Origin of the sequence: Mesorhizobium kowhaii, from assembly GCF_003253745.1 — a bacterium.
GTDB classification, from domain to species: Bacteria; Pseudomonadota; Alphaproteobacteria; order Rhizobiales; family Rhizobiaceae; genus Mesorhizobium; species Mesorhizobium kowhaii.
The window spans coordinates 40,167-60,061 of sequence record NZ_MZXV01000032.1 but is presented as its reverse complement, the minus strand read 5'-3'; the positions used below and the strand labels follow the sequence as shown (position 1 = coordinate 60,061).

19 protein-coding genes and 1 tRNA gene are annotated in these 19,895 nt (G+C 62.7%); 6 read left to right on the top strand and 14 right to left on the bottom strand.

Annotated features, from left to right (window positions below; genetic code table 11):
• Positions 1-9 precede the first annotated feature (9 nt).
• Positions 10-225, top strand: a complete 216-nt coding sequence (locus B5V02_RS13175) for a hypothetical protein (RefSeq protein ID WP_111544611.1) — start codon at positions 10-12, stop codon at positions 223-225.
• Positions 226-247: 22 nt separating this feature from the next.
• Here B5V02_RS13175 and B5V02_RS13170 read toward each other — a convergent pair.
• From B5V02_RS13170 to B5V02_RS13125, 10 genes are all read right to left on the bottom strand, one after another.
• Positions 248-321 (bottom strand) — tRNA-Gly (locus tag B5V02_RS13170).
• Between the two features lie 96 nt (positions 322-417).
• On the bottom strand, positions 418-2,370 hold the full coding sequence (locus B5V02_RS13165; protein WP_245445904.1) for an acyltransferase family protein: 1,953 nt from the start codon (positions 2,368-2,370) through the stop codon (positions 418-420).
• Between the two features lie 150 nt (positions 2,371-2,520).
• Positions 2,521-4,002: a hypothetical protein gene (locus B5V02_RS13160; RefSeq protein WP_111544610.1), complete on the bottom strand. Its 1,482-nt coding sequence runs from the start codon at positions 4,000-4,002 to the stop codon at positions 2,521-2,523.
• 36 nt (positions 4,003-4,038) lie between these two features.
• On the bottom strand, positions 4,039-4,515 hold the full coding sequence (locus B5V02_RS13155; RefSeq protein ID WP_245445902.1) for a GtrA family protein: 477 nt from the start codon (positions 4,513-4,515) through the stop codon (positions 4,039-4,041).
• The gene (locus B5V02_RS13150; protein WP_111544608.1) at positions 4,493-5,194 is read right to left on the bottom strand and encodes a class I SAM-dependent methyltransferase; all 702 of its coding nucleotides are present in this window, start codon (positions 5,192-5,194) and stop codon (positions 4,493-4,495) included. The genes B5V02_RS13155 and B5V02_RS13150 overlap by 23 nt, the downstream gene beginning before the upstream one ends.
• Positions 5,187-6,206 carry a glycosyltransferase family 2 protein gene (locus B5V02_RS13145; RefSeq protein WP_208647076.1) on the bottom strand — a complete coding sequence of 340 codons (1,020 nt, stop codon included), beginning with the start codon at positions 6,204-6,206 and terminating at the stop codon, positions 5,187-5,189. The genes B5V02_RS13150 and B5V02_RS13145 overlap by 8 nt, the downstream gene beginning before the upstream one ends.
• A 126-nt stretch (positions 6,207-6,332) precedes the next feature.
• Positions 6,333-7,763: a sensor histidine kinase gene (locus B5V02_RS13140; RefSeq protein ID WP_111544607.1), complete on the bottom strand. Its 1,431-nt coding sequence runs from the start codon at positions 7,761-7,763 to the stop codon at positions 6,333-6,335.
• Positions 7,760-8,434 carry a response regulator transcription factor gene (locus B5V02_RS13135; RefSeq protein ID WP_111545373.1) on the bottom strand — a complete coding sequence of 225 codons (675 nt, stop codon included), beginning with the start codon at positions 8,432-8,434 and terminating at the stop codon, positions 7,760-7,762. The genes B5V02_RS13140 and B5V02_RS13135 overlap by 4 nt, the downstream gene beginning before the upstream one ends.
• Positions 8,435-8,492: 58 nt before the next feature.
• Complete coding sequence (locus B5V02_RS13130) at positions 8,493-8,885, bottom strand: hypothetical protein (protein WP_111544606.1); 393 nt, start codon at positions 8,883-8,885, stop codon at positions 8,493-8,495.
• A gap of 217 nt (positions 8,886-9,102) precedes the next feature.
• Positions 9,103-9,720 (bottom strand): outer membrane protein, encoded by a 618-nt coding sequence (locus B5V02_RS13125; protein WP_111544605.1) that lies wholly within the window; start codon positions 9,718-9,720, stop codon positions 9,103-9,105.
• Positions 9,721-10,175: 455 nt separating this feature from the next.
• Here B5V02_RS13125 and B5V02_RS13120 point away from each other — a divergent pair, with 455 nt between their 5' ends.
• Positions 10,176-10,439, top strand: a complete 264-nt coding sequence (locus tag B5V02_RS13120; protein ID WP_111544604.1) for a DUF6460 domain-containing protein — start codon at positions 10,176-10,178, stop codon at positions 10,437-10,439.
• 76 nt (positions 10,440-10,515) lie between these two features.
• On the opposite strand, the gene B5V02_RS13115 is transcribed toward B5V02_RS13120, so the two are convergent.
• Positions 10,516-11,421, bottom strand: coding sequence for a histone deacetylase family protein (locus tag B5V02_RS13115; RefSeq protein WP_111545372.1), 906 nt, complete (start codon positions 11,419-11,421; stop codon positions 10,516-10,518).
• A 132-nt stretch (positions 11,422-11,553) separates the two neighbouring features.
• On the opposite strand from B5V02_RS13115, the gene B5V02_RS13110 reads away from it, so the two are divergent.
• Complete coding sequence (locus tag B5V02_RS13110; protein ID WP_111545371.1) at positions 11,554-12,894, top strand: MATE family efflux transporter; 1,341 nt, start codon at positions 11,554-11,556, stop codon at positions 12,892-12,894.
• Here B5V02_RS13110 and B5V02_RS13105 read toward each other — a convergent pair.
• Both B5V02_RS13105 and B5V02_RS13100 read right to left on the bottom strand, forming a co-directional pair.
• The gene (locus tag B5V02_RS13105) at positions 12,887-13,966 is read right to left on the bottom strand and encodes a quinone-dependent dihydroorotate dehydrogenase (protein ID WP_111544603.1); all 1,080 of its coding nucleotides are present in this window, start codon (positions 13,964-13,966) and stop codon (positions 12,887-12,889) included. The genes B5V02_RS13110 and B5V02_RS13105 overlap by 8 nt on opposite strands.
• Positions 13,963-14,313, bottom strand: a complete 351-nt coding sequence (locus B5V02_RS13100) for a DUF952 domain-containing protein (RefSeq protein WP_111544602.1) — start codon at positions 14,311-14,313, stop codon at positions 13,963-13,965. Before B5V02_RS13100 ends, B5V02_RS13105 begins: the two co-directional genes overlap by 4 nt.
• Positions 14,314-14,422: 109 nt before the next feature.
• Here B5V02_RS13100 and B5V02_RS13095 point away from each other — a divergent pair, with 109 nt between their 5' ends.
• Positions 14,423-14,851, top strand: coding sequence for a hypothetical protein (locus tag B5V02_RS13095; RefSeq protein WP_111544601.1), 429 nt, complete (start codon positions 14,423-14,425; stop codon positions 14,849-14,851).
• Between the two features lie 126 nt (positions 14,852-14,977).
• Entirely contained in the window at positions 14,978-15,637 is a 660-nt protein-coding gene (locus B5V02_RS13090) for a response regulator transcription factor (RefSeq protein WP_111544600.1), read from the top strand.
• Positions 15,638-15,669: 32 nt separating this feature from the next.
• Here the strand turns inward: B5V02_RS13090 and B5V02_RS13085 are convergent, their stop codons facing one another.
• Positions 15,670-19,158: a PAS domain-containing hybrid sensor histidine kinase/response regulator gene (locus B5V02_RS13085; protein ID WP_111545370.1), complete on the bottom strand. Its 3,489-nt coding sequence runs from the start codon at positions 19,156-19,158 to the stop codon at positions 15,670-15,672.
• A gap of 266 nt (positions 19,159-19,424) precedes the next feature.
• Here B5V02_RS13085 and mscL point away from each other — a divergent pair, with 266 nt between their 5' ends.
• Complete coding sequence (gene mscL / locus B5V02_RS13080; protein ID WP_111545369.1) at positions 19,425-19,847, top strand: large conductance mechanosensitive channel protein MscL; 423 nt, start codon at positions 19,425-19,427, stop codon at positions 19,845-19,847.
• Positions 19,848-19,895: the final 48 nt, after the last annotated feature.

Sequence of the window (19,895 nt, the reverse complement as noted above, 5' to 3'; positions counted from 1 at the left end):
AGGCCGAACATGCGCAGCTTCGAAATGATCGACATGCTTTGCGTGGTTGAGGCCTGCAAGCACGATCGATCGGTCGGGAATTTCGTGTCGATGGCTGAAGGCGTGGAAGAATTGCGGGTACTGACCGGCGATTTCGTCTCATCGGATGACGTAGTGGCAAACGCGCTTGCAACGGTCGCGCTTGCACGAGGCTGCTCGGTTTTGTTCGACGAACAGGCAGGCTGAAATTGTTTCTGGCGCCATGGGCTGGAGCGGGTAGAGGGAATCGAACCCTCGCGTTCAGCTTGGGAAGCTGACAAGCTACCATTACATCATACCCGCGTGAGCCCTCGTTACCATGCGGGTTGGCCTTCGGGCAATCGCAAAGCGGCTTTCACACCGCAGGCTGCGCGGTTCCCCGAGTGCGGACCGCGATTGCTATCTTGCCTTGGCGATCTTGTTGCCGGCGGCAAAGCTTGGCCAGTACTTCGAGATGGCCAGCGTCGCGCCGGCGGAAGAAAAGTGGCCATAATCGAAGTAGAGAAATTGCCTGCTGTCGAGATCGGCGTACGAACAGCCGGCCGCATCGCACAGATATGCCAGCGGATCTATGAACGTCGCGCCTTTGGCGAACGGCAGCACCCGCTTGTTGATGCCCGGATCCATGGCCATCGGCCAGGACGCATTCCCGACATGCTCCCGTCTTGCGAAGAAAGCGATTTTCTGGACGTCGGCGATGAATTCCGGCGACTGGCCGATGACATAGACCTTGACGCCCATGTCGCGAAGCCGATCGATCGTTTTTTGCAGGCCATCGAAGCCCCTGACCTGGTAGTCGGTCCATCGGCCGCTCAGGATTACCGCCCGGATGTTGGCGTCGCGGATAATCGACAGGGCCCGTTCGTTGAAACGGGTACAGCTTGGCCGGGCATAGGAAAAATAGGTGAGGTCGGGCGGGCAGCCGGCATAGGTGTACTGGATGACATTGGCCTGGATTTTCTGGGCGTTGGCCTCGAGTCCCGAAACATAGTGGGCGGCGAAGGAATCGCCCCACAGCAGCACATTGGTGGCAAAGCCTTGCGTGCGGGTGCAGTCGGCGAGGCTCCAGGTGTCGATGCGGGCCCCTTCGTTGAAACAGACGCCGTTGCGCCAGTCTCCGACCCGGACCCGCTCCGTCGAGAAGTCCGGGAACCGTTGTGGAAAACCACCGCCGAGCGCGCCGGCCAAGCCGCCGACACAGAGCAGAGCGATCGCCGTTGCAGAAAAGGCGAAGATCGGCAGCGGGGCGGTGAACGCCCGTTTTCGGCGAAAAGGCTGCTCGACATATTTCCAGGAAAATGTCGCCAAGGCGAAACTGGCCACCATCATCGCGATGACCGTCGGAACGCCGATGGCCTTCAGCGAGAGATAGTGGACGAACGAATTGATCGGCCAGTGAACGAGGTAGAGCGAATAGGAAATGAGACCGACCCAGACCAGCGGCGCGAACCGAAGGACGCGGGTGGCAACAGGTGCCGGCCTGTCGGCGCCAGTGTGATCGTGGCCCGCATAGATGAGCAGGGCGGTTCCGATGCAGGGGAACAAGGCATTGTAGCCCGGAAACGGGTCGCTCTCCGAAATCGTCAGAAAGCCGAAGGCGATCAGGGCAAAGCCGGCGAGGCCGATCAGTTCCATCGCCGGCCGGCTGGCAAGCGCCGGTGGCTTCTTCAGCATCAGCATGGCGCCAAGCGCCAGTTCCCAGAGGCGCGTCGGCAAGAGATAGAAGCCGGCCGTCGGCGCCAGCGAGGTTGCCATGACCGCCAGGGCAAAGCTGCCGATGGTTATCGGCAGCAGTACCGTCAGCCAGCGCTTCGAGACATATCGGTAGATCAAATAGAGCAGGATCGGCGCGAAGATATAATACTGCTCCTCGACCGAAAGCGACCAGGTGTGCAGCAGTGGCCGCAGTTCAGCGTCGATGGAGAAATAATTCGTCGTCTTCCAGAAATACAGGTTCGACCAGAAGGTCGAGGCGGCGATCACGCTCCAGCTGAATTCGTGCAGGTCCGACGGCAGCAGGATGAACCAGGCAGCAATGCTCGCGAGCAGGATGACGAAGGTCAGCGCCGGCAGGATGCGCCGTGCGCGGCGCCAATAGAAGCGGCCGATCGAGAACTGGCCGCGCTCGAGATCGTCGAGCAGGCTGCCGCTGATCAGATAGCCCGATATGACGAAGAAGATGTCGACGCCGGTGAAGCCGCCGGGAATGGCCGAGACGCCGAAGTGGAAGAGCAGGACGGGCAGCACCGCCACGGCCCGCAGGCCATCGATGTCGCGCCTGTAGTTCATCCGGACCGGCTCGCGCGCCGCGGCCGGAGGCATTGGTGCTGCGGAACTCGAGACGCCGCTCATACGGCGATGTCCCGCTCCTGCAAAAAATCCCGGCTCGTCAGTCTCACACGCCTGTCCTCTGCGGTACAACTTTGCTGCACCGCAATATGAGTGTCAAGGCATATGCCAGTTCGAATGCTGGCGAAGCCGGTTCGCGCCGGCGGAGCAGGATCAGGCGCCGGGCAGGTAGATTACCGCGTAATCGTCCGAATAGGCCCGCTTCCAGCCCAGCTGGTCGAGGAAGGGAATGCGATTGTCGTCGGCCGCCAGCAGCGCCCAGCCTATTGCGTATTTCTTCAGCTGGGCTTCGAGGAGCGGCCTGCCGTTGCTGTGCCCCGTCTCGTCATCGGTTTTTGTGAAACCGCCCAGGAAGAGCTGGTCCGTCCGACCGTCGATATAGGTCTTGATCCCATGGAAAATCAGCGTGCCGCCGAAATTGTAGGAATTCAGCACGTTGCCGGACAGATGATGGCTTTCGGCGAATGCCAGCGCCCCGCTGGCCGACGTCTTCGGGCTCGGCGCGACCTGATAGACGCTGCCGAACACGGCAACCGCGCCGATCAGCAACACAGCTGTCGCGCCGCAGATCGCATAAAACCGCCTGGCAAAGAATTGTTCCAGCCCGTCGCGCTTTTCAGCCAGCCATGCGGTGGCCGAAAGCGAGGGGTACTGCTGTGCGACCTCCACCGCGACCACCAGTGGAACCAGGAGGAAGAACAGATACATGAAACGTATATGGGCGAGAAAGGCATGCAAGGTGAAGACGATGAACAACGCCTTGGCCCAGCCAATTCGCAACCGTGACACCAGCAGCCCGAAAAGCCCCACCAGCATCGCAACTTCCTGGACAACGAGATCCTGCGCATTGAACGGTCGCCATTCCGCGATCAGCGACACCGCCTCATTGCCATAGGCCACGGCGAAGGTCGCCAGGATGGCCTGGACGCCATAGGGGTGGATCAGGCTGACCAGCGGACAGAGCAGACCGAATGCGATCCATTTCGCCACGAGGGCCGGTTTCGAGAGACCCGTGCGCGTCAGCAGATCGAGACCGGCGAAAGCCGCAATGACGAAGCTCAGGGTGAAGGTAGCGTGCAGGTTCGCCCACAACACAACCAGCACAAGCAGCCACCAGGGTGGCGCGCGCTCTTCCCTTGCCGCACGAAAGAGCGTCGCCGTCCAGATGACGATGATCGGGAAGGTGAAGATATGTGGACGCCCCGTAAAGATCGGGGTGATTAGGGCCATCGCGACGAAGGCCAGCATGGTCGCCAGGATCGGCTTCAGCCATCTGCTGAGAAACCACCCCATCAGGAAAACCGTCAGGGATATCGTGGCGATAATCAGCGTGACCACGCCGTTCCAGCCTCCCGCCCTGTAGGCAAGAGCCAGCAGGACCTGCCCCAGCCATTCCTTGGCGATCCATGGCTGGCCGGCAAAGGTGTAGGAATAAGGGTCGACTGTTGGAAATGTCCGGTTTGCCAGGAAATCCAGCCCGACCTTCACCTGCCACCAACTGTCGGGATCCTGCAGGATGGCGGGGGCAAAGGCGGCCAGCACCGCCGCCATGATACAGGCGGTGAACAGGCAGAATATCAGCCGGATCCGCTCGTCGTAGGTTGCGGCCCCAGCACTGGCCTGAGCGTTGTTCATAGCGCCGCCTCTAATCGCTTCCGATGACAGTTTGGTTCAAGGAGTTCGACTGGTCGGCCCCCGCCGGGGCCCATCGGTCACCCGACTATTCCGCTCGGCTTTATCGTCTTCGCGACCTCCGCGCCCGACAAACACGAAGTGAGCCGAACCGAGGTAGAAGACACCCGAATAGACGCAGATTCCCGCGAGGTGAACCAGGGGGCTTTCGGTGAAGCCTGCAGAACGGCTGGCGATCACGACTGCCAGATTGATGCTGTAGGCGAGCAGAAAGACGCCCCCATATCGCAGCAAGGTTCCGGGCCGGAAGCCATCGGCGCTGGTGAAGGTCCATTGGCGGTTGAGGAAGAAGCCGAAGACAAGGCCGGCGGCATAGCCCGTGGCATTGGCGAGGATGTCGCCAAGACCCAGTGCAAGCCCGGCCAGAATGACCGCGTAGCCCAGCGCCGTGTTCAACAGACCGACGGCGCCAAATCGCAGCATCCGCGGATAGTCAAACGGCAGATTTGACCGCATGCGCAAAATATTGGGCTCCGACCGGAATCTTGGTGAGGAAACGCTCGAACGGCCTCAACCTCGCAAGCAGCCGAGGAAAGAAGATCCGGTAGATGATCCGGGTGTTGGCAAGACCCGCCTCGGCCATGCGCCTGCGCATCTCGTGCGAATTTATCAAAACCGCGTTCTCGTCGAAGGCGCAATTTCTCACCGCTTGCGTGGTCAGCGGGTTCCACGGATTGTGTTCGAAAACAAAGAAGCTGCCGCCATCGGCCAGTACCCTGCCGATCTCCGCGAGCAGTCCGACCTGGAGGTCCTCGGGAATGTGGTGAAAGACGCAGGCCGCGAAAGCCAGGTCGAAGCTGCAGTCGGCAAAGGGAATTGTCTTGCCGTCGAAATGCGTGAAGGCGGCTTGGCCAGGGAAGCGCTTGCTGGCGATGTCGAGCGATTCCCGCGAAGGATCGAGCAAGGTGATCTCGCTGTCGGGAAAGGCGTTGCGCATATGGCCGAGCGAGTTGCCGACACCGGCGCCGAAGTCGAGTATCCGTCGCGGTTTCACACTAGCCCGCCGCAGCGTCGCGGCGATGTCGTCGATCTTGTATTTGGCGAAGAAGTCCGGCGTTTCGCCGCTCAGCCTTATGCTCGCGGCATGCTGCTCCTGGTATTCCCGCGCAAACTGGTCGAACTCCGCCTCAAGCACGTGCGGCCCTCTTTGCCATCTCCTGCAGGCGGTGGACGGGCAGATCCTTGTCCTCGATTGCCTGGCTGCGCGAAACGATCTCGTTGACGAAGTAAAGCGGCCGCCGCTTTGTCTCCATGTACATGCGCCCGAGATACTCGCCGAAGATACCAAGCACCATAAGCTGCACGCTGCCAAGGATCAGCACGATCGCGGCAAGGCTGGTCCAGCCGGGCAACACGTTTCCGACCGACCACTCGACCAGGGTGTAGCCGAGCACGACCATGCCCAGAAGCCCGAACAACATTCCAAGCAGCGAGGCGAACCGCAAGGGCGCGATGGAAAAGCTGGTCATCGCGTCGACCGCCAGAAGAACCATCTTCCTCAGCGGATAGTGGGTGGTGCCGGCAAAGCGCCGGTGCCGTTCATAGGGGAAGGCCACCTGTTTCAGCCCGATCCAGCTCACCATGCCGCGAATGAACCTGTAGCGTTCGGGCATCGCGTTCAGATGGTCGAGCGCGCGGCGGCTCATCAGCCGGAAATCCCCCGAATTCGCCGCGATCTCGACGTCGACCATGCGGCGCAGCAAGCGATAGAATATCGACGCGGAGGCGAGCTTGAACCAGCTTTCCCCGTCGCGGCTCTGCCGCTGGCCGTAAACGACATCGAAGCCTTCATTCATCTTCGCCATCATCGCGCCGAGCAGCTCAGGCGGATCCTGCAGGTCGGCATCGAGAATGAAAATGCGCTGGCCGCGACAGAATTCGAGCCCCGCGCTCAACGCGATCTGGTGGCCGTAGTTGCGGGCAAGGTCGATGGCGACGACATGGTCGTCCTTTTCGGCCAACTGGAAAATGGCCTCGCGCGTGCCGTCCGTCGCGCCGTCGATGACAAGGACGATCTCATAGGAGGATCCCTGTTCCAGGCATGCGGCCGTCACCCGTCGATGAAGTTCGGCCACCCCATCCAGCTCATTGTAGCATGGGACGACCACCGACAGCATGACGGCGCGTCGCGCGGTGTTTTTCTCCATCTCCACCAAAAGCCTTGCTCCCGCTATTCGATTGGGAATAGCGGCAATTGGTTAGAAAACAGATAAGCCAGCGGGGTCGGCCGCGGCCATTGGCCGGCCGCCTTTTTCGGTCGCCGGCGGCCACAGTCACGACCGAACCGGCAGTTCCATGCGGATGCGCGCACCGCGCCAGGTTCCCGCCAATATCCGAATGGTGCCGTCGTGCAGCAGCGCGATCTGCCGTGCAAGGTTCAGTCCCAGCCCCGCCCCGCGCGACTGTGGCTGCAGGCGGTAGAAGGGCTCGAGGACATTCTCGTGCTCCTCGGCCGGAATGCCCGGGCCTTCATCGCGCACTTCTACGCCGCCGGTCTCGTCGACGGCTATGGTGATCGTGCCGCTGCCGCCGCCATGGTCGATGGCATTGCGCACCAGATTTGCCAGCGCACGTTCGATCTGCAGGACGTTGACCTCGACATGGGTCTTGTCGGGCGAGGGCTCGAAGGCAATGTCATAGCCGGCCTCGATGGCAAGCGGCGCGAAGTCGGCGGCGACCCGGCTGACAATGTCGCAGAGATCGATGATCTGGCGCTGGTCCGTCGGGCGGTCTAGCAATTGGTGGTCGAGCAGCTGTTGGGCAAGATGCGACAGGCGCTCGATGTCATGCAGCAGACGCGCGCTTTGCGGCTCCTGCTTCAGCAATTCCGCGCGTGTGCGCAAGATGGCGATCGGCGTGTGCAGTTCATGGGCCGCATCGGTGAGGAAGCGGTTGTGCCGGTCATAACCTTGGGCGAGGCGCGCCAGCGTCTGGTTGAACGCCTGCACCAAAGGCGCGATTTCCTGCGGCACGTTCTTGACCGGCAGCTGCATCGTCCGGGTACCGATATCGATGCGCGCGGCCTGCTGGACGGTTTCGACAAGGCCGGCAAAGGACCGGCGCACCACCGCAGGCGTAGTCACCAGGGTGGTGGTTCCCATGACGAGGACGATCGGCAACAGCAGGATGATGATGATGACCGCAAGCGCCGGAAGCGCTTTCTCCCAGTTTCTGCTGCCGTCCGGATTCCTGGCGACGTCGATCGTCGCCGAAATGTTGATCTCGAGGCCATCGGTTTCGTCGCGCGATGACCGTGTCGCGGCGATGATCTGCACCGTGCCGGCCCTGGTCGAAACCCTCTCGAGATAGGCTTCCGGCCTCAAATCGTCTTCGGAAAATCCGATGGTGGCATGATCGGCCTCGCCAAGCAGATCGCCAAAATTCCTGGCGTAAACATCGGGCACGTTGCCGAAATGGACGCTTTGGCCGCTGCCGTCGCGAACGATGTACCAGACATTGGGGAAGCCATCGCGAAAGGTAGCGAGCCCGTCGGTCTGATGGACGATCAGCTTGCCGTTCCCGTCTCGGTCGACGGCCTCCTTGATGGCGGCAACGACAGCCTCGTTGTCGATCAGCAGCCGCGGATTGGCGATCCACAGCGCGGCCGCACACAGCACGATGAAGATGAGAAGCGTCGCTGCCTGCAGCAGGATCAGCCGCCGCACCAGCACCCATTGCAGCGAGCGCGTGCGCGGCTTTTTCACGAGGCCGCCCGCAGGAGATAACCGAGGTTGCGGATGGCCCTGATCTCGATGCCGGCAGCGACATCGTCGAGCTTGCGCCGCAGCCGCGAAATGTGCGCATCCAGCGCGTTGGAGCCGATCTCGTCGTCAAGCGCATAGACGGCTTCTTCCAGGGCACCGCGCATGATGGTTCGGCCCGGCCTGCGGATGAGCGTTTCGAGCACCAGCCGTTCGCGCCGCGGCAACTCCAGCGCATGATCCTCGACAAGCGCCTCGCGATGGCGAAAATCATAGGTGAGGCGGCCGACCACCGTCTGGTTGGCGCGCGTGGTGAACGAGCGCCTGTGCAAGGCATTGAGCCTGGCAACCAGTTCCACCGTGGCGAACGGCTTGACCATGTAGTCGTCGGCGCCGGCATCGAGCCCGGCCACCCGGTCGTCGAGCCCGCTAAGTGCCGTCAGCGCGATGACAGGCACATCCAGATGCAAGGCCCGCAGGCGCGGTATCAGGCTGAGGCCGTCGCCATCCGGCAGGCGGCGGTCCAGCACCACGGCGTCGTGGTATCCGAGCCGGGCCATGGCCTCCGCATCGGCCAGTGTCGCGGCATGGTCGACGATGATATCCTGGCGCTCGAGCGCCGTCTTCAGCACCGAGGCCATTTCCGGTTCGTCCTCGATCAGCAGGATGCGCATGCGCATTCTCCTTCACGGGCAACCAGATGGGCACGGGCAACCAGCGGGCTGAAGCAATTCATTCGCATTCCAGCTTCGGTTGGCGAAAATTGGTGATGAACCATCGGCCGCCCGAAGAGCGGGCGTAGAACGTATAGAAGCATTCCTGACGCTCGATATAGCCCGGCGTTTCGGTCTCTTCGTAGACGGTTCCGTGTTTTGTGTGGCGAACCTCGCCGCTGGAGGTCCCGGAAACCGCGTTGGTGGATATTTTCCGCCACTGATAGGCCCGTTCGCCCTGGCCGAGGTCAACGACGGCGGTTGGCGGACCGTAGTCCAGAATGACCGATTCGACCGGTTGCCCGATGTAGTTCTTCATGATGTCGGAGGCGCACCCCGTCAGCGCCAGCACGATTGCGACGAAGACCGCCCTTGAGATCCACATAAGATGGTTTGCGCTGCATTTGGGCATTATCCGATTCCCCTCATCAAGGTCATCCGCGGCACCTAGGGTGTGAAGATTGCATCGACATTACGCAGGAGCTGGCTGAGGCGCGGTCGGCTGATGGTGTCGATGCCGGCAGATGGAGGCACGCCATTGCGCGGCACCCGCTGCCTCCGGGCACCGCGCAAGGTCTGTTCGAACGGACTACAAGACGGCTGAGTTCAACCGAACCTGGGGGCCTGCTCTAGAACCGATAGTTGATGCCGGCCTTCAGTTCATGGCTGCCGATCGTCGCCTTGGATTTGCCAAAGGCCGATGTGGTTTCGACGCCGGGGGTGCGGACATAGTCATATTCGACCTTGGCCGAGAGGCCGTCGGCGAAACCCTGCTCGATACCGGCGCCGACAAGATAGCCGAGTTTCCATCCGTCGGTGCTGCTCACCTTGTCGCCCTTGTCGAATTTGGTCATGGCAACGCCACCGGTTCCGAACAGCAGCGTCTGGTCGAAGCTCAAGCCGGCCCTGGCCTTGGCGGCACCGCGCCACTTTTCCTTGATCTTGCCGCCCTCGACGTCGTGCTCGGCGCCGCCCAGATAGGAGCCTTCGATCTCGGCCCCCAGGATTCCCGGGCCTACTTGCTGATTGTAGCCGGCCTGGAAACCGCCGCTGAGACCGTTCCGGCCGGCAAACGGGTTCGGCATCCCTGTAAACGCCGTGCCTCCATGCACGCCGACATAGGCGCCGCTCCACTCGAAGGCGGGGGGATCGTTGTAGGCCGGCGAAAGATCGGCGGCCATTGCCGAACCGTTCAGGCACATGGCAAGCGCACTTGCCGTCAGCAGCATCATTGCTTGGCGGGACATTGCATTACTCCACACGCACGCGCATCCGACGACACGCAGGTTGATCTCCTAGGAGCCTGACCGTTGGGGCGGTCATCCTCCGGCTCACTTGTCTCACCGGGAATGGTCGCGCGGGTCACGAGAACTGACGCAAGGCAGTCGTGGTAGGTGACCGGATCTTTCGCGCAACCTCTGCCTGAAAGACGTGGATTATCTCGCAGGCGAAAATTGCACGCACATTGCGGGAAATCGAAAAATGAAGATTTTTCGCTTTATTTTCAACAAATTAAAGCGGAACTGGTTACCCATTGTTAACCAATCGGCATGGGTTCGATCAGTACAATTCGCACGACAGTGCCGCGCTCTGTCTCGCCCAAGGCCTCCGATATCCAATCAAACCTGTCGGCTTGAAGCCGGGAAGCCAAGTGCGTATGTCTGGGCCGACGCCCTCGGGCACCTCAATCGGGAGACGGGCCTTGTCCGCATTGACACGCTTTCTCGGCGACTCGCCGTTCAGGGTGATCCTGAAGCTGCTTGTGGTGTCGTTCCTCGTCGGCCTGGTCATGAATGCCTTCGGCTGGTCGCCGATGGACGTACTGTACGGCATCCAGAAGTTTTTCCGCGACCTGTGGAACCTCGGCTTCCACGCCATCGATCGCTTTCTGGGCTATATCCTGCTGGGTGCGGCGATCGTCGTTCCGGCCTTCATCCTGCTCAGGATCGCCAGCTACCGGAAATAGGGCATGATCCCGAACCGCAGGTCCGCGTCAGCGAAACTTGGGAACCGGTTTTCGGACAAGATCATGCTTGAAGGGATTATCGGGCATAGGCCGAGGCGACCTCGAACAGGATGGCGTGGCGCGCGGCGAGCGTTGCCACATCGGTTGAATAACCGCCACCGATGACGCCGCAGGCGGGAATGCCGAGCGCGCGGAAGTGGCTGATCACCATGTCGTCGCGGGTGCGCAGGCCGTCATCCGATAGCGACAACCGTCCAAGCCTGTCCTCGGCGTGGACGTCGACGCCGGCATTGTAGAAAACAATATCCCAATGCGCCCTGGCCGACAGCTCCGGCAGGATGGCGGCGAGCCTTTCGATATAGGCAGCGTCACCTGTGCCGTCGGGCAGCGCGACATCGAGGTCGGAGGCGATCTTGCGCGCGGGGTAGTTGCGGTCGCCATGCATGGAAAAAGTGTACACGCGCGGATCGCCCGCGAGAATGTCCGCCGTGCCGTCGCCCTGATGCACGTCGAGATCGACGACCAGGATGTTTTGTGCGGCGCCGCCGGCAAGCAGGACCAGCGCGGCGACAGCGACATCGTTGAAGGTGCAGAAGCCGGCGCCTTGCGCGCGCCGCGCGTGATGGCTGCCGCCGGCGGTGTTGCAGGCGATGCCGTGGCGCAAGGCGAGCCGCGCCGCCAGCACCGTGCCGCCGGTGGCAAGCTGTGCGCGCAGCGAGACGCGCGGGCCAACCGGAAAGCCGATCTCGCGCTCGATTTTTTCAGGCACGGAGCAGCAGATGACCTGGTCGACATACTCCGCGGCATGGGCAAGCTTCAGCCATGATGCCGGCGCGGGTTCGGCCATGTTGAGCGCGTCGGGTCCGGCCAGTCCGCGTGCGCGCAAGGCGTCCATCAGCAGCGGATATTTGCTCATCGGAAAGCGATGGCTGATGGCGAAGCCGGCGTCGTAGTCGGGATGGTGGACGATCTGCAGGGGCATGAACTGGATCCGGCGGGCTCGCGCCAGACCGGGGATTCGGTTGGCCGTCACGGGATGGGTGATTGCGCGATGCCGGCAAAATGGGGCACACCGCCTGTTCGATCAAGCCGCAATCAGCAAGGCAGCAATCCTTTGGACAAGGGTGCAACCCCAGCCGACGCCAGATCCTTTGTCGTCACCAATCGTTCCGTGCTCGCCATAGCGGTGCCGATGACGCTTGCCTATCTGACGACGCCGATGCTCGGCCTGGTCGATACGGCGGTTGTCGGCCAGTTCGGCGACGCCGCCTTGCTTGGCGGCCTGGCGGCCGGCGCGCTGATCTTCGACGTCGTCTTCACCACCTTCAATTTCCTGCGCTCGGGCACCACCGGTCTCGTCGCCCAGGCTTTCGGGCGCGGCGACGAACTGGAGGAACAGGCGGTGTTCTGGCGCGCCGTGCTGATCGCGGTTGTTGCTGGCATCGTGCTCGCAGCGCTTGCGCCGCTGGTCGCCGTCGCCGGGCAAAAGTTCATGGGCGCCGAACCGCGCGTCAGCGAGGCGATGGGCGTCTATATCCGCATCAGGCTGCTCGCAGCCCCCTTCTCGCTGATCAACTATGCCATCCTCGGCTATGTCCTGGGCCGCGGCGAGGGCGGGCTCGGGCTGATGCTGCAATTGGTGTTGAACGGCATCAACATCGCGCTCTGCTTCCTGCTTGGATTGAAGCTTGGCTGGGGCGTCGCCGGCGTTGCCTGGGCGACCGTCACCGGTGAGTTCCTCGCCATGCTGCTCGGCCTGGCGATCGTGGTCCGCCGGTTCCGGGCGGCCCCGTCTTTGCCACGCCACCGCCTGCTCGACATGGCCGCCTTCCTGCGCATGCTGTCGCTCAACCGCGACATCATGATCCGCTCGTTCTCGTTGCTTGCCGCCTTCGCGCTGTTCACCCGCCAGGGCGCGCAGTTCGGCACGGTGACGCTGGCCGCCAACGCCGTGCTGATGAATTTCTTTCTCGTTGCCGGCTATTTCCTCGATGGCTTTGCCACCGCCGCCGAACAACTGGCGGGCCGTGCCGTCGGCGCGGGTGCGGCAACACCGTTCCGGCAGGCCGTGCGGCTCACCTTGTTTTGGGGGTTCGGGCTGGCGGGTGCGGCCACGCTGATCTTCTGGCTGGGCGGTGCCGGTTTGGTCGCCTTGGTCACAACGTCGCTGGACGTTCGCGCCGTCGCTGACATCTATCTGCCCTGGGCGGCATTGACGCCGCTCAGCGGTGTGCTGGCATTTCAGATGGACGGTGTTTTCATCGGCGCCACCTGGTCGCGCGACATGCGCAACATGATGCTGCTGTCGTTCCTCGTCTTCTCAGGCGCGCTGCTGACTCTGGCGCCCACCTTCGGCAATCATGGCCTGTGGGCGGCGCTGCACGTCTTCCTGCTGGCGCGGGGCTTCAGCCTGCTTACGATTTTGCGGCTCAGGGTGCGGACGGCGTTCAGCTGAGCGGCTTCGATGCCCATTGATCGAGATGGCCGTCGCGCAACTCGCGAATGGATCTGAGCCGCTCCGTTTCGGCAAAGCGTGCCATCCCGGCGACGATGCGGCCCGGCAGTGCGGGGCCGGCATAGATCATGCTGGTGTAGAGCTGAACGAGATCGGCGCCGGCGCGGATCTTTTCCAGCGCCGCGTCGGTGGAATCGACGCCGCCGACGCCGATGATGGCAAGCTCTGGCCCGAGCAGTTTGCGCATCCTGGCCAGCACGATGGTCGAGCGTTCGAACAGCGGCCTGCCGGAGAGCCCGCCGGTCTCGCGCGCGGCGTCGCCGCTGCGCAGCGCTGGCCGGGAGATGGTGGTGTTGGAGACGATGACACCGTCGATCTGCTTCTCGGTGACCTCGGCGGCGATGTCTTCCAGTTCGGCCTCGACCAGGTCCGGCGCGATCTTGAGGAGGACCGGCGGCTGTGCCGTTGCAGCGGCGCGCGCGGCCATGACGCGTGACAAAAGCTCGCCGAGCTGCTCGCGCGCCTGCATGTTGCGCAGGCCCGGCGTGTTGGGCGATGAGATGTTGACCGTCAGATAGCTGGCATAGGGCGCAAAGCGGGCGACGCCTCGCTCATAGTCGCCGATGCGGTCGGCACTGTCCTTGTTGGCGCCGATGTTGACGCCGACGATGCCGCTGCGGCCCTTGCGGGCAGCGAGGCGCTTTTCGGCGGCCGCATGGCCTTCATTGTTGAAGCCCAGCCGGTTGATCACCGCTTCATCCGCCGTCAGCCGGAAGATGCGCGGCTTCGGGTTGCCGGCCTGTGGCAGCGGCGTGATCGTGCCGACCTCGGCAAAGCCGAAGCCGAGCCCAAGCAGCGCATCGGGCACCTCGGCGTTCTTGTCATAGCCGGCAGCCATGCCGAGCGGGTTGGGGAAATCGAGGCCGCAGACCGTCACCTTCAGCCGCGCATCGCGCGTTGTCCGCGCGCCGACAGGCAGGCCGCATCGCAGCGCCGCGATCGACATGCCATGCGCGGTTTCCGGATCGAATGTGAACAGCAGCTTCTGGCCGAGCCTGTCGAGCACGCTCATTCGGCCTCCAGTGCCGGGAACTGGTGGGTACCGTCGGCGCCAAGCGGCAGCGGTCGGACCCACAGGACGGCTTTCAGGTCCAGCACGCCATAGAGATGCGGAAACAGCGCGCCGCCGCGCGAGACCTCGTATTTCAGCGCTGCGCCCAGACGCGAGCCGTCGATGGCGACCAGCAGAAGGCCGGTCTGGCCGGCAAAATGCTTTGCCGCCGTTTCCTTGACCTGCCCTGCCGTGGAGAAATGAATGAAGCCGTCCGCGACATCGATCGGCGCGCCGGTGAAGCAGCCATTTGCTTCGGCCTCGCGCCAGGGCGCTTGCGGGGTTATCTTGTAGATAAACTGAGACATGGTTGCGCTATAGTCCGAACCAGCCACGCGGGAAAGACCACGCCAAGGGTCTTCCCCATTTCCGGCGCAAACATGCGATAAATCTGACTTTGGCCATGGAGGATACAACATGCGTCTGCAGCACATCTTGATCCCCGCCGCGCTGGTTTCGCTGGTCGCGGCATCCGCATATTCGGAAGAAACCGATCGCTACCGGCTGGAAAAGTCTGATAACGGCTATGTCCGCATGGATACGCAGACCGGTGCGATGTCGATCTGCGAGGAGCGCTCCGGTCAGCTCGTCTGCAAGATGGCGGCCGACGAACGCGCCGCTTTCCAGGACGAGGTCGACCGCCTCCAGACCTCGATGAAGGCGATGGACGAGCGGGTCACCAAGCTCGAGAATTCGCTCTCCGCCCGCCTCGAATCGCAATTGCCGAGCGAGGAGGATTTCAACAAGACGATGAGTTACATGGAGCGTTTCCTGCGTGGCTTCATGGGCATCGTCAAGGATTTGGACAAGGACAACGGCGCCCAGCTCAACTCGCAGAAGACCTGAGCGCTCGAAACAGGGAAATCGCGGCGCGCTGGCTTTGCCGCTTGAAAACAGCGCGCAGCCCCTCATAATCGTCCAACTGATCCCAGAAAAAAGCTAAAAATCATCGGGGGATTCGGGGAGGGACATTTGCCGGCAGGCTATTCTTTCGTCATCGCCGACGATCACCCGCTGTTTCGTGGTGCGCTGCGCGAAGCGCTCGCCGGCATCGGCAATGTCGCGGCGATCCACGAGGCCGGCGATTTCGAGAGCGCCAAGGCGCTGGTCGTGGCCAATGAGGATGTCGATCTGGTGCTGCTCGATCTGTCGATGCCGGGCGCCAGCGGCCTTTCCGGCCTGATATCGCTGCGCGGCATCCATCCGGCGGTGCCGCTGGTCGTGGTCTCGGCACATGACGATCCGGCGACCATCAGGCGTGCGCTCGATCTCGGCGCTTCCGGCTTCATCTCCAAGTCGGCCAGCATGGAGGAGATCCGCGATGCCGTGCAGTCGGTGCTTGCCGGAGACATCGCCGCGCCCGTCGGCGTCGATCTCGGCGTCGAGCGCGATCCCGAGATTTCCGACCTGATCAAGCGCCTGCAGGCGCTGACGCCGCAGCAGACCCGCGTGCTCGGCATGCTGGCCGAGGGCCTGCTCAACAAGCAGATCGCCTATGAACTCGGCGTCTCCGAGGCGACGATCAAGGCGCATGTCTCGGCCATCCTGCAAAAGCTCGGCGTCGACAGCCGCACCCAGGCGGTGATCCTGCTGTCCAAGATCGGCGGCGACCCGTTGCAGACGGCCGGCTGACACGCGGTCCCCGGCGAAATCAAACGACTGGATTATTCGGCGGCCGATGCCAGCGGCCTGACCCTGGCCATCGTCGAACGCAGCACCGCCGGTTTCAGCGGCTTGTTGATCAACGGAATCTCGAGCCCGCCCGCGACTGTGCGCACCTCGTTGGAGCGGTCGGCGGTGACCAGCACGGCCGGCAGGGTGTCGCCATGGATCGCGCGCAACCTGACGATGATGTCGAGGCCGGTTTCACCGTCGAGATGGTAGTCGGCAAGGACGATGTCCGGGCGGTGCATCGTGGCACTCGCCAGATCCCTTGAGCCGGACACCGTGTCGACACTGCAGCCCCAGCCCTCGAGCAGGAGCCGCATGCCTTCGAGGATGCGGGCATCGTTGTCGATACAGAGCACGCGCAACCCGGCCAGCGAAGCCGTCGCATGGGCAGGAGCCCTGGTTTCGATCTCGCGTCGCGGCTCCTGTACCGCCGCGACCGGCAGGATGACGGAGAAGCGCGTACCCTTGGCCGGATTGGAAAAGATCCGGATCTCCAGGCGCAACACCCGGGCGATACGGTCGACGATGGAGAGGCCGAGACCGAGGCCCTCGGCTTCGCGCGCACCTTCGTCCAGCCGGGTGAACTCGTGAAAGACAGTGTTCAACTTGTCGCCGGCGATGCCGATGCCGGTGTCGATCACCTGGATCTCGGCCAGTTCGCCGCGTCGCCGCACGCCAACCAGCACACGGCCGTTCCGCGTGTATTTGATGGCGTTGGAGACGAGATTCTGGATCAGGCGGCGCAGCAGGTTGCGGTCCGTCATCACGGTCAGCGATGACGGCATGATCGTCAGGCCGAGCTTCTTTTCGGCGGCCAGCGGCCGAAAATCATTGCCGATCTGGCGCAGCAGTCCGTCGAGGTTGAAGGCGGTGTCGTCCGGCTTCATTGCGCCGGCATCGAGGCGGGAGATATCGAGCACGGCGCCGAGAATGGTCTCGACCGATTCCAGCGAGGATTCGATGTTGACCGCTGCCTTGCCGGCAGGCCCCTTGCCGGCCTTCTCGATCAGTGACGAGCAATAGAGCCGGGCGGCATTCAGCGGCTGCAGGATGTCGTGGCCAGCGGCAGCGAGGAAGCGCGTCTTGCCGAGATTGGCTTCCTCGGCCAGCATCTGTGCCTGCGCCAGTTCCTCGTTGACGCGGGTCAACTCGATGGTGCGGGTCTTGACGCGCTGCTCCAGTGATTCATTGGCGCGCTTCAGCGCCAGATCCTGTTCTACGCGTCCGGAAATGTCGGCATAGGTGGCGACGATGCCGCCATCCGGCATCGGGTTGGAACGCAGCTCCAGGATGCGGCCGCTGGTCTTCAATTCCATCTGCCATGGGCTGACGAAACTGGTCAGCCGGTTGAGCATCGCCACACGCTGGTCCGCCGGAATGTCGCCACGCTCGGCGAGATGGCGCAGGATGCGGTCGAGCGAGACGCCGACCTGACCCATCTCGTCGGGCAGGTCGAACAGCGCCCGGTACTGGCGGTTCCAGCAGATCAGGCGGAAATCGCGATCGAAGACGGTGATGCCTTGCTCCATCTGGTCGAGCGCGATCTGCAAGAGGTCGCGGTTGTGCTGCAGCGCCTCGGTGGCGTCGTCGAGCAGCCGGAAGGCATCCTTGGATTCGCGGTCGTGGCGCCGAAACAGCAGCGACAGGATCAGCCGTGCCGAGGAAGAACCGACGGCGCTGGCCAGCAGCTGCTCGGAAAATCGGATGACGTCCATGCTCGCCTGCTCGTTGCCGTGCAGCGAGGCACCGTTGGTCTTTTCGAACGACTGGAAGGACCGCTCGGTGCGCTCGACGCCGAGATAGCGCGAGATCGTGTCCTTGAGGTCGTTGACAGTGATGGCGGTGCGGAAGCGGCGCAGGCTGGGCATCGGGCCGGCATCGCGCGGCACGAAGATCGACGCCTGGATGCGTTCCAGCGGCACCGACGCGCGCGACAGCGAGCCGAGCACGAAGAACACCGCATTGATCGACAGGCTCCACAACACGCCGTGGTTCAGCGGTTCGGCGACGGTGCCGAACAGTGCCTGCGGCCGCAACGCCTCGAAGCCGAACAGTCCGTGCACGATGATACCGGTATCGGGTGCGGCAAGCGATGGAAACAGCAGCGTGTAGCCCCAGACGAGGATGCCGGCGACCATGCCGAGTGCTGCACCCCTGCCATTGGCGCCGCGCCAGATCAGCCCGCCGATCAGCGCCGGCGCGAACTGGGCGATGGCCGCGAAGGACATCAGGCCGATCGACGACAGGCGCGCGCTGTTGGTGCTCTCACGGTAGTAAAGGAAGGCGATGAACAGCAGGATGAAGATCGCCCCGCGCCGCACATTGAGGATGAGCGTCGACCAGTCTTCGTTCTCGGAGGTCGAGGTCTTGAGCAGGCGGCGCACGAACAGCGGAATGACGAGGTCGTTGGAGATCATGATCGACAGCGCGACGCTTTCGACGATCACCATGGCCGTTGCCGCCGACAGGCCGCCGATGAAGGCTGCCATCGCCAGCAGATCATGGCCGCTGAACAAAGGCAGCGACAGCACATAGAGATCGCTGCTGGTCCCGGTGCCGACCAGCGACAGGCCGGCAAAGGCGATCGGCAGCACGAACAAATTGATCGCCACGAGGTAGAGCGGAAACACCCATGTCGCGGTGCGCAACTCGGCCTCGTCGCGGTTCTCGACGATGGTGACGTAGAATTGCCGCGGCAGCATGATGATGGCAAAGCCGCTCAGGCAAGTCAGCACCAGCCAGGTGGCAAGCGAGGTGCTGTAGCCCATCGCCTGCCGGACCTGTGCGTTCTGGGCGAGCTTGTCGAACATATCGCCCGGGCCGCCGAAAATCAGGAAGGTGACCATCAGGCCGATCGCCAGGAAGGCGGCGAGCTTGACCACGGTCTCGACCGCCACTGCGAGCACCAGCCCGTCCTGATGTTCGGTGGCGTCGGCGTGGCGGGTGCCGAACAGCACCGCAAACAGCGCCAGCAGCATGGCAACGACCAGCGAGATGTCGCTGACGAACGGATCGAAGGAGGGTGGTGAGCCCGTGTAGTGCTCGACCATCAGGCTGACCGAACCGGAGATCGCCTTCAACTGCAGCGCGATATAGGGCACCGCGCCGATGGTGGCGATCAGGGTCGCGATCGCGGCGACGGTGAAGCTCTTGCCATAGCGGGCGCCGAGGAAGTCGGCGATCGAGGTGATCTTCTCTGTCTTGGCCAGCCGCACGATGCGGTTGAGCAGCGGAAAACCGAACACGAACACCAGTATCGGGCCGGTATAGATGCCGAGGAATTCGAGGCCGCGCTCGGAGGAGAGGCCGACCGAGCCGAAGAAGGTCCAGGACGTACAGTAAATGGCAAGGCTGAGCGCGTAGATGAACGGCCGCGCCCGGCTCGGCCCGGATATCGCCGAACGGCGATCGCCCAGGCTGGCGATGGCGAACAACAGCGTCACATAGGCGATCGCGATGATGACGATGAACAAGCCCTGCACGCCTGGAATTTCCTCCTTTGCCGTCTTTTTGTCCGGCTTGTCCGAACGCAATCACAGCTTGGCGTCCGAGTCCATTGCGGCTTTGGAAGCATGATTGCGGCCGCGACATTCAGACACCACACAGCCAAGGTGCCGCAAGGTAAGGCGAAACCGGTTGTTTTCTCCTTTTCGCCCATGTTGCAACCCCAGGTTTTTGTTATGTTGTCTTCAGGTCGATGCCGCAAGGACGGAACGGCAGCGGGGCCGGTCATGACAAGGAGGGTCGAATGCTGAAAGAATTCCAGGAATTCATTTCCAAGGGCAACGTGATGGACTTGGCCGTCGGCGTCATCATCGGCGCTGCTTTTGGCAAGATTGTCGATTCCCTTGTCAACGATATCATCATGCCGATCGTCGGCGCGATTTTCGGTGGATTGGACTTCAACAACTATTTCTTTGGACTGTCCTCGGCCGTCAACGCCACCTCGCTGGCGGACGCCAAAAAGCAAGGCGCTGTTTTCGCCTTTGGCAGCTTCATAACGGTGGCGCTGAATTTCATCATCCTCGCTTTCATTATCTTCCTGATGGTCAAGGCGGTGAACAATCTGCGCAAGCGGCTTGAGGCCGAGAAGCCGGCAGCACCTGCCGCGCCGCCGCCCGCCGACGTTGCGCTGCTGACCGAAATTCGCGACCTGCTCGCCAAAAGATAGTTTAGTACAGCATTGCTGGACCAAAACCCCGGTCGTTCGCGGCCGGGG

Excerpts from the sequence above, each read along its gene's own strand:
- B5V02_RS13175 (WP_111544611.1), top strand. The coding sequence starts at position 10 with ATGCGCAGCTTCGAAATGATCGACATGCTTTGCGTGGTTGAGGCCTGC.
- B5V02_RS13165 (WP_245445904.1), bottom strand. The coding sequence starts at position 2,370 with ATGAGCGGCGTCTCGAGTTCCGCAGCACCAATGCCTCCGGCCGCGGCG.
- B5V02_RS13160 (WP_111544610.1), bottom strand. The coding sequence starts at position 4,002 with ATGAACAACGCTCAGGCCAGTGCTGGGGCCGCAACCTACGACGAGCGG.
- B5V02_RS13155 (WP_245445902.1), bottom strand. The coding sequence starts at position 4,515 with ATGCGGTCAAATCTGCCGTTTGACTATCCGCGGATGCTGCGATTTGGC.
- B5V02_RS13145 (WP_208647076.1), bottom strand. The coding sequence starts at position 6,206 with ATGGAGAAAAACACCGCGCGACGCGCCGTCATGCTGTCGGTGGTCGTC.
- B5V02_RS13135 (WP_111545373.1), bottom strand. The coding sequence starts at position 8,434 with ATGCGCATCCTGCTGATCGAGGACGAACCGGAAATGGCCTCGGTGCTG.
- B5V02_RS13130 (WP_111544606.1), bottom strand. The coding sequence starts at position 8,885 with ATGCCCAAATGCAGCGCAAACCATCTTATGTGGATCTCAAGGGCGGTC.
- B5V02_RS13125 (WP_111544605.1), bottom strand. The coding sequence starts at position 9,720 with ATGTCCCGCCAAGCAATGATGCTGCTGACGGCAAGTGCGCTTGCCATG.
- B5V02_RS13115 (WP_111545372.1), bottom strand. The coding sequence starts at position 11,421 with ATGCCCCTGCAGATCGTCCACCATCCCGACTACGACGCCGGCTTCGCC.
- B5V02_RS13105 (WP_111544603.1), bottom strand. The coding sequence starts at position 13,966 with ATGAGCGTGCTCGACAGGCTCGGCCAGAAGCTGCTGTTCACATTCGAT.
- B5V02_RS13100 (WP_111544602.1), bottom strand. The coding sequence starts at position 14,313 with ATGTCTCAGTTTATCTACAAGATAACCCCGCAAGCGCCCTGGCGCGAG.
- B5V02_RS13095 (WP_111544601.1), top strand. The coding sequence starts at position 14,423 with ATGCGTCTGCAGCACATCTTGATCCCCGCCGCGCTGGTTTCGCTGGTC.
- mscL (WP_111545369.1), top strand. The coding sequence starts at position 19,425 with ATGCTGAAAGAATTCCAGGAATTCATTTCCAAGGGCAACGTGATGGAC.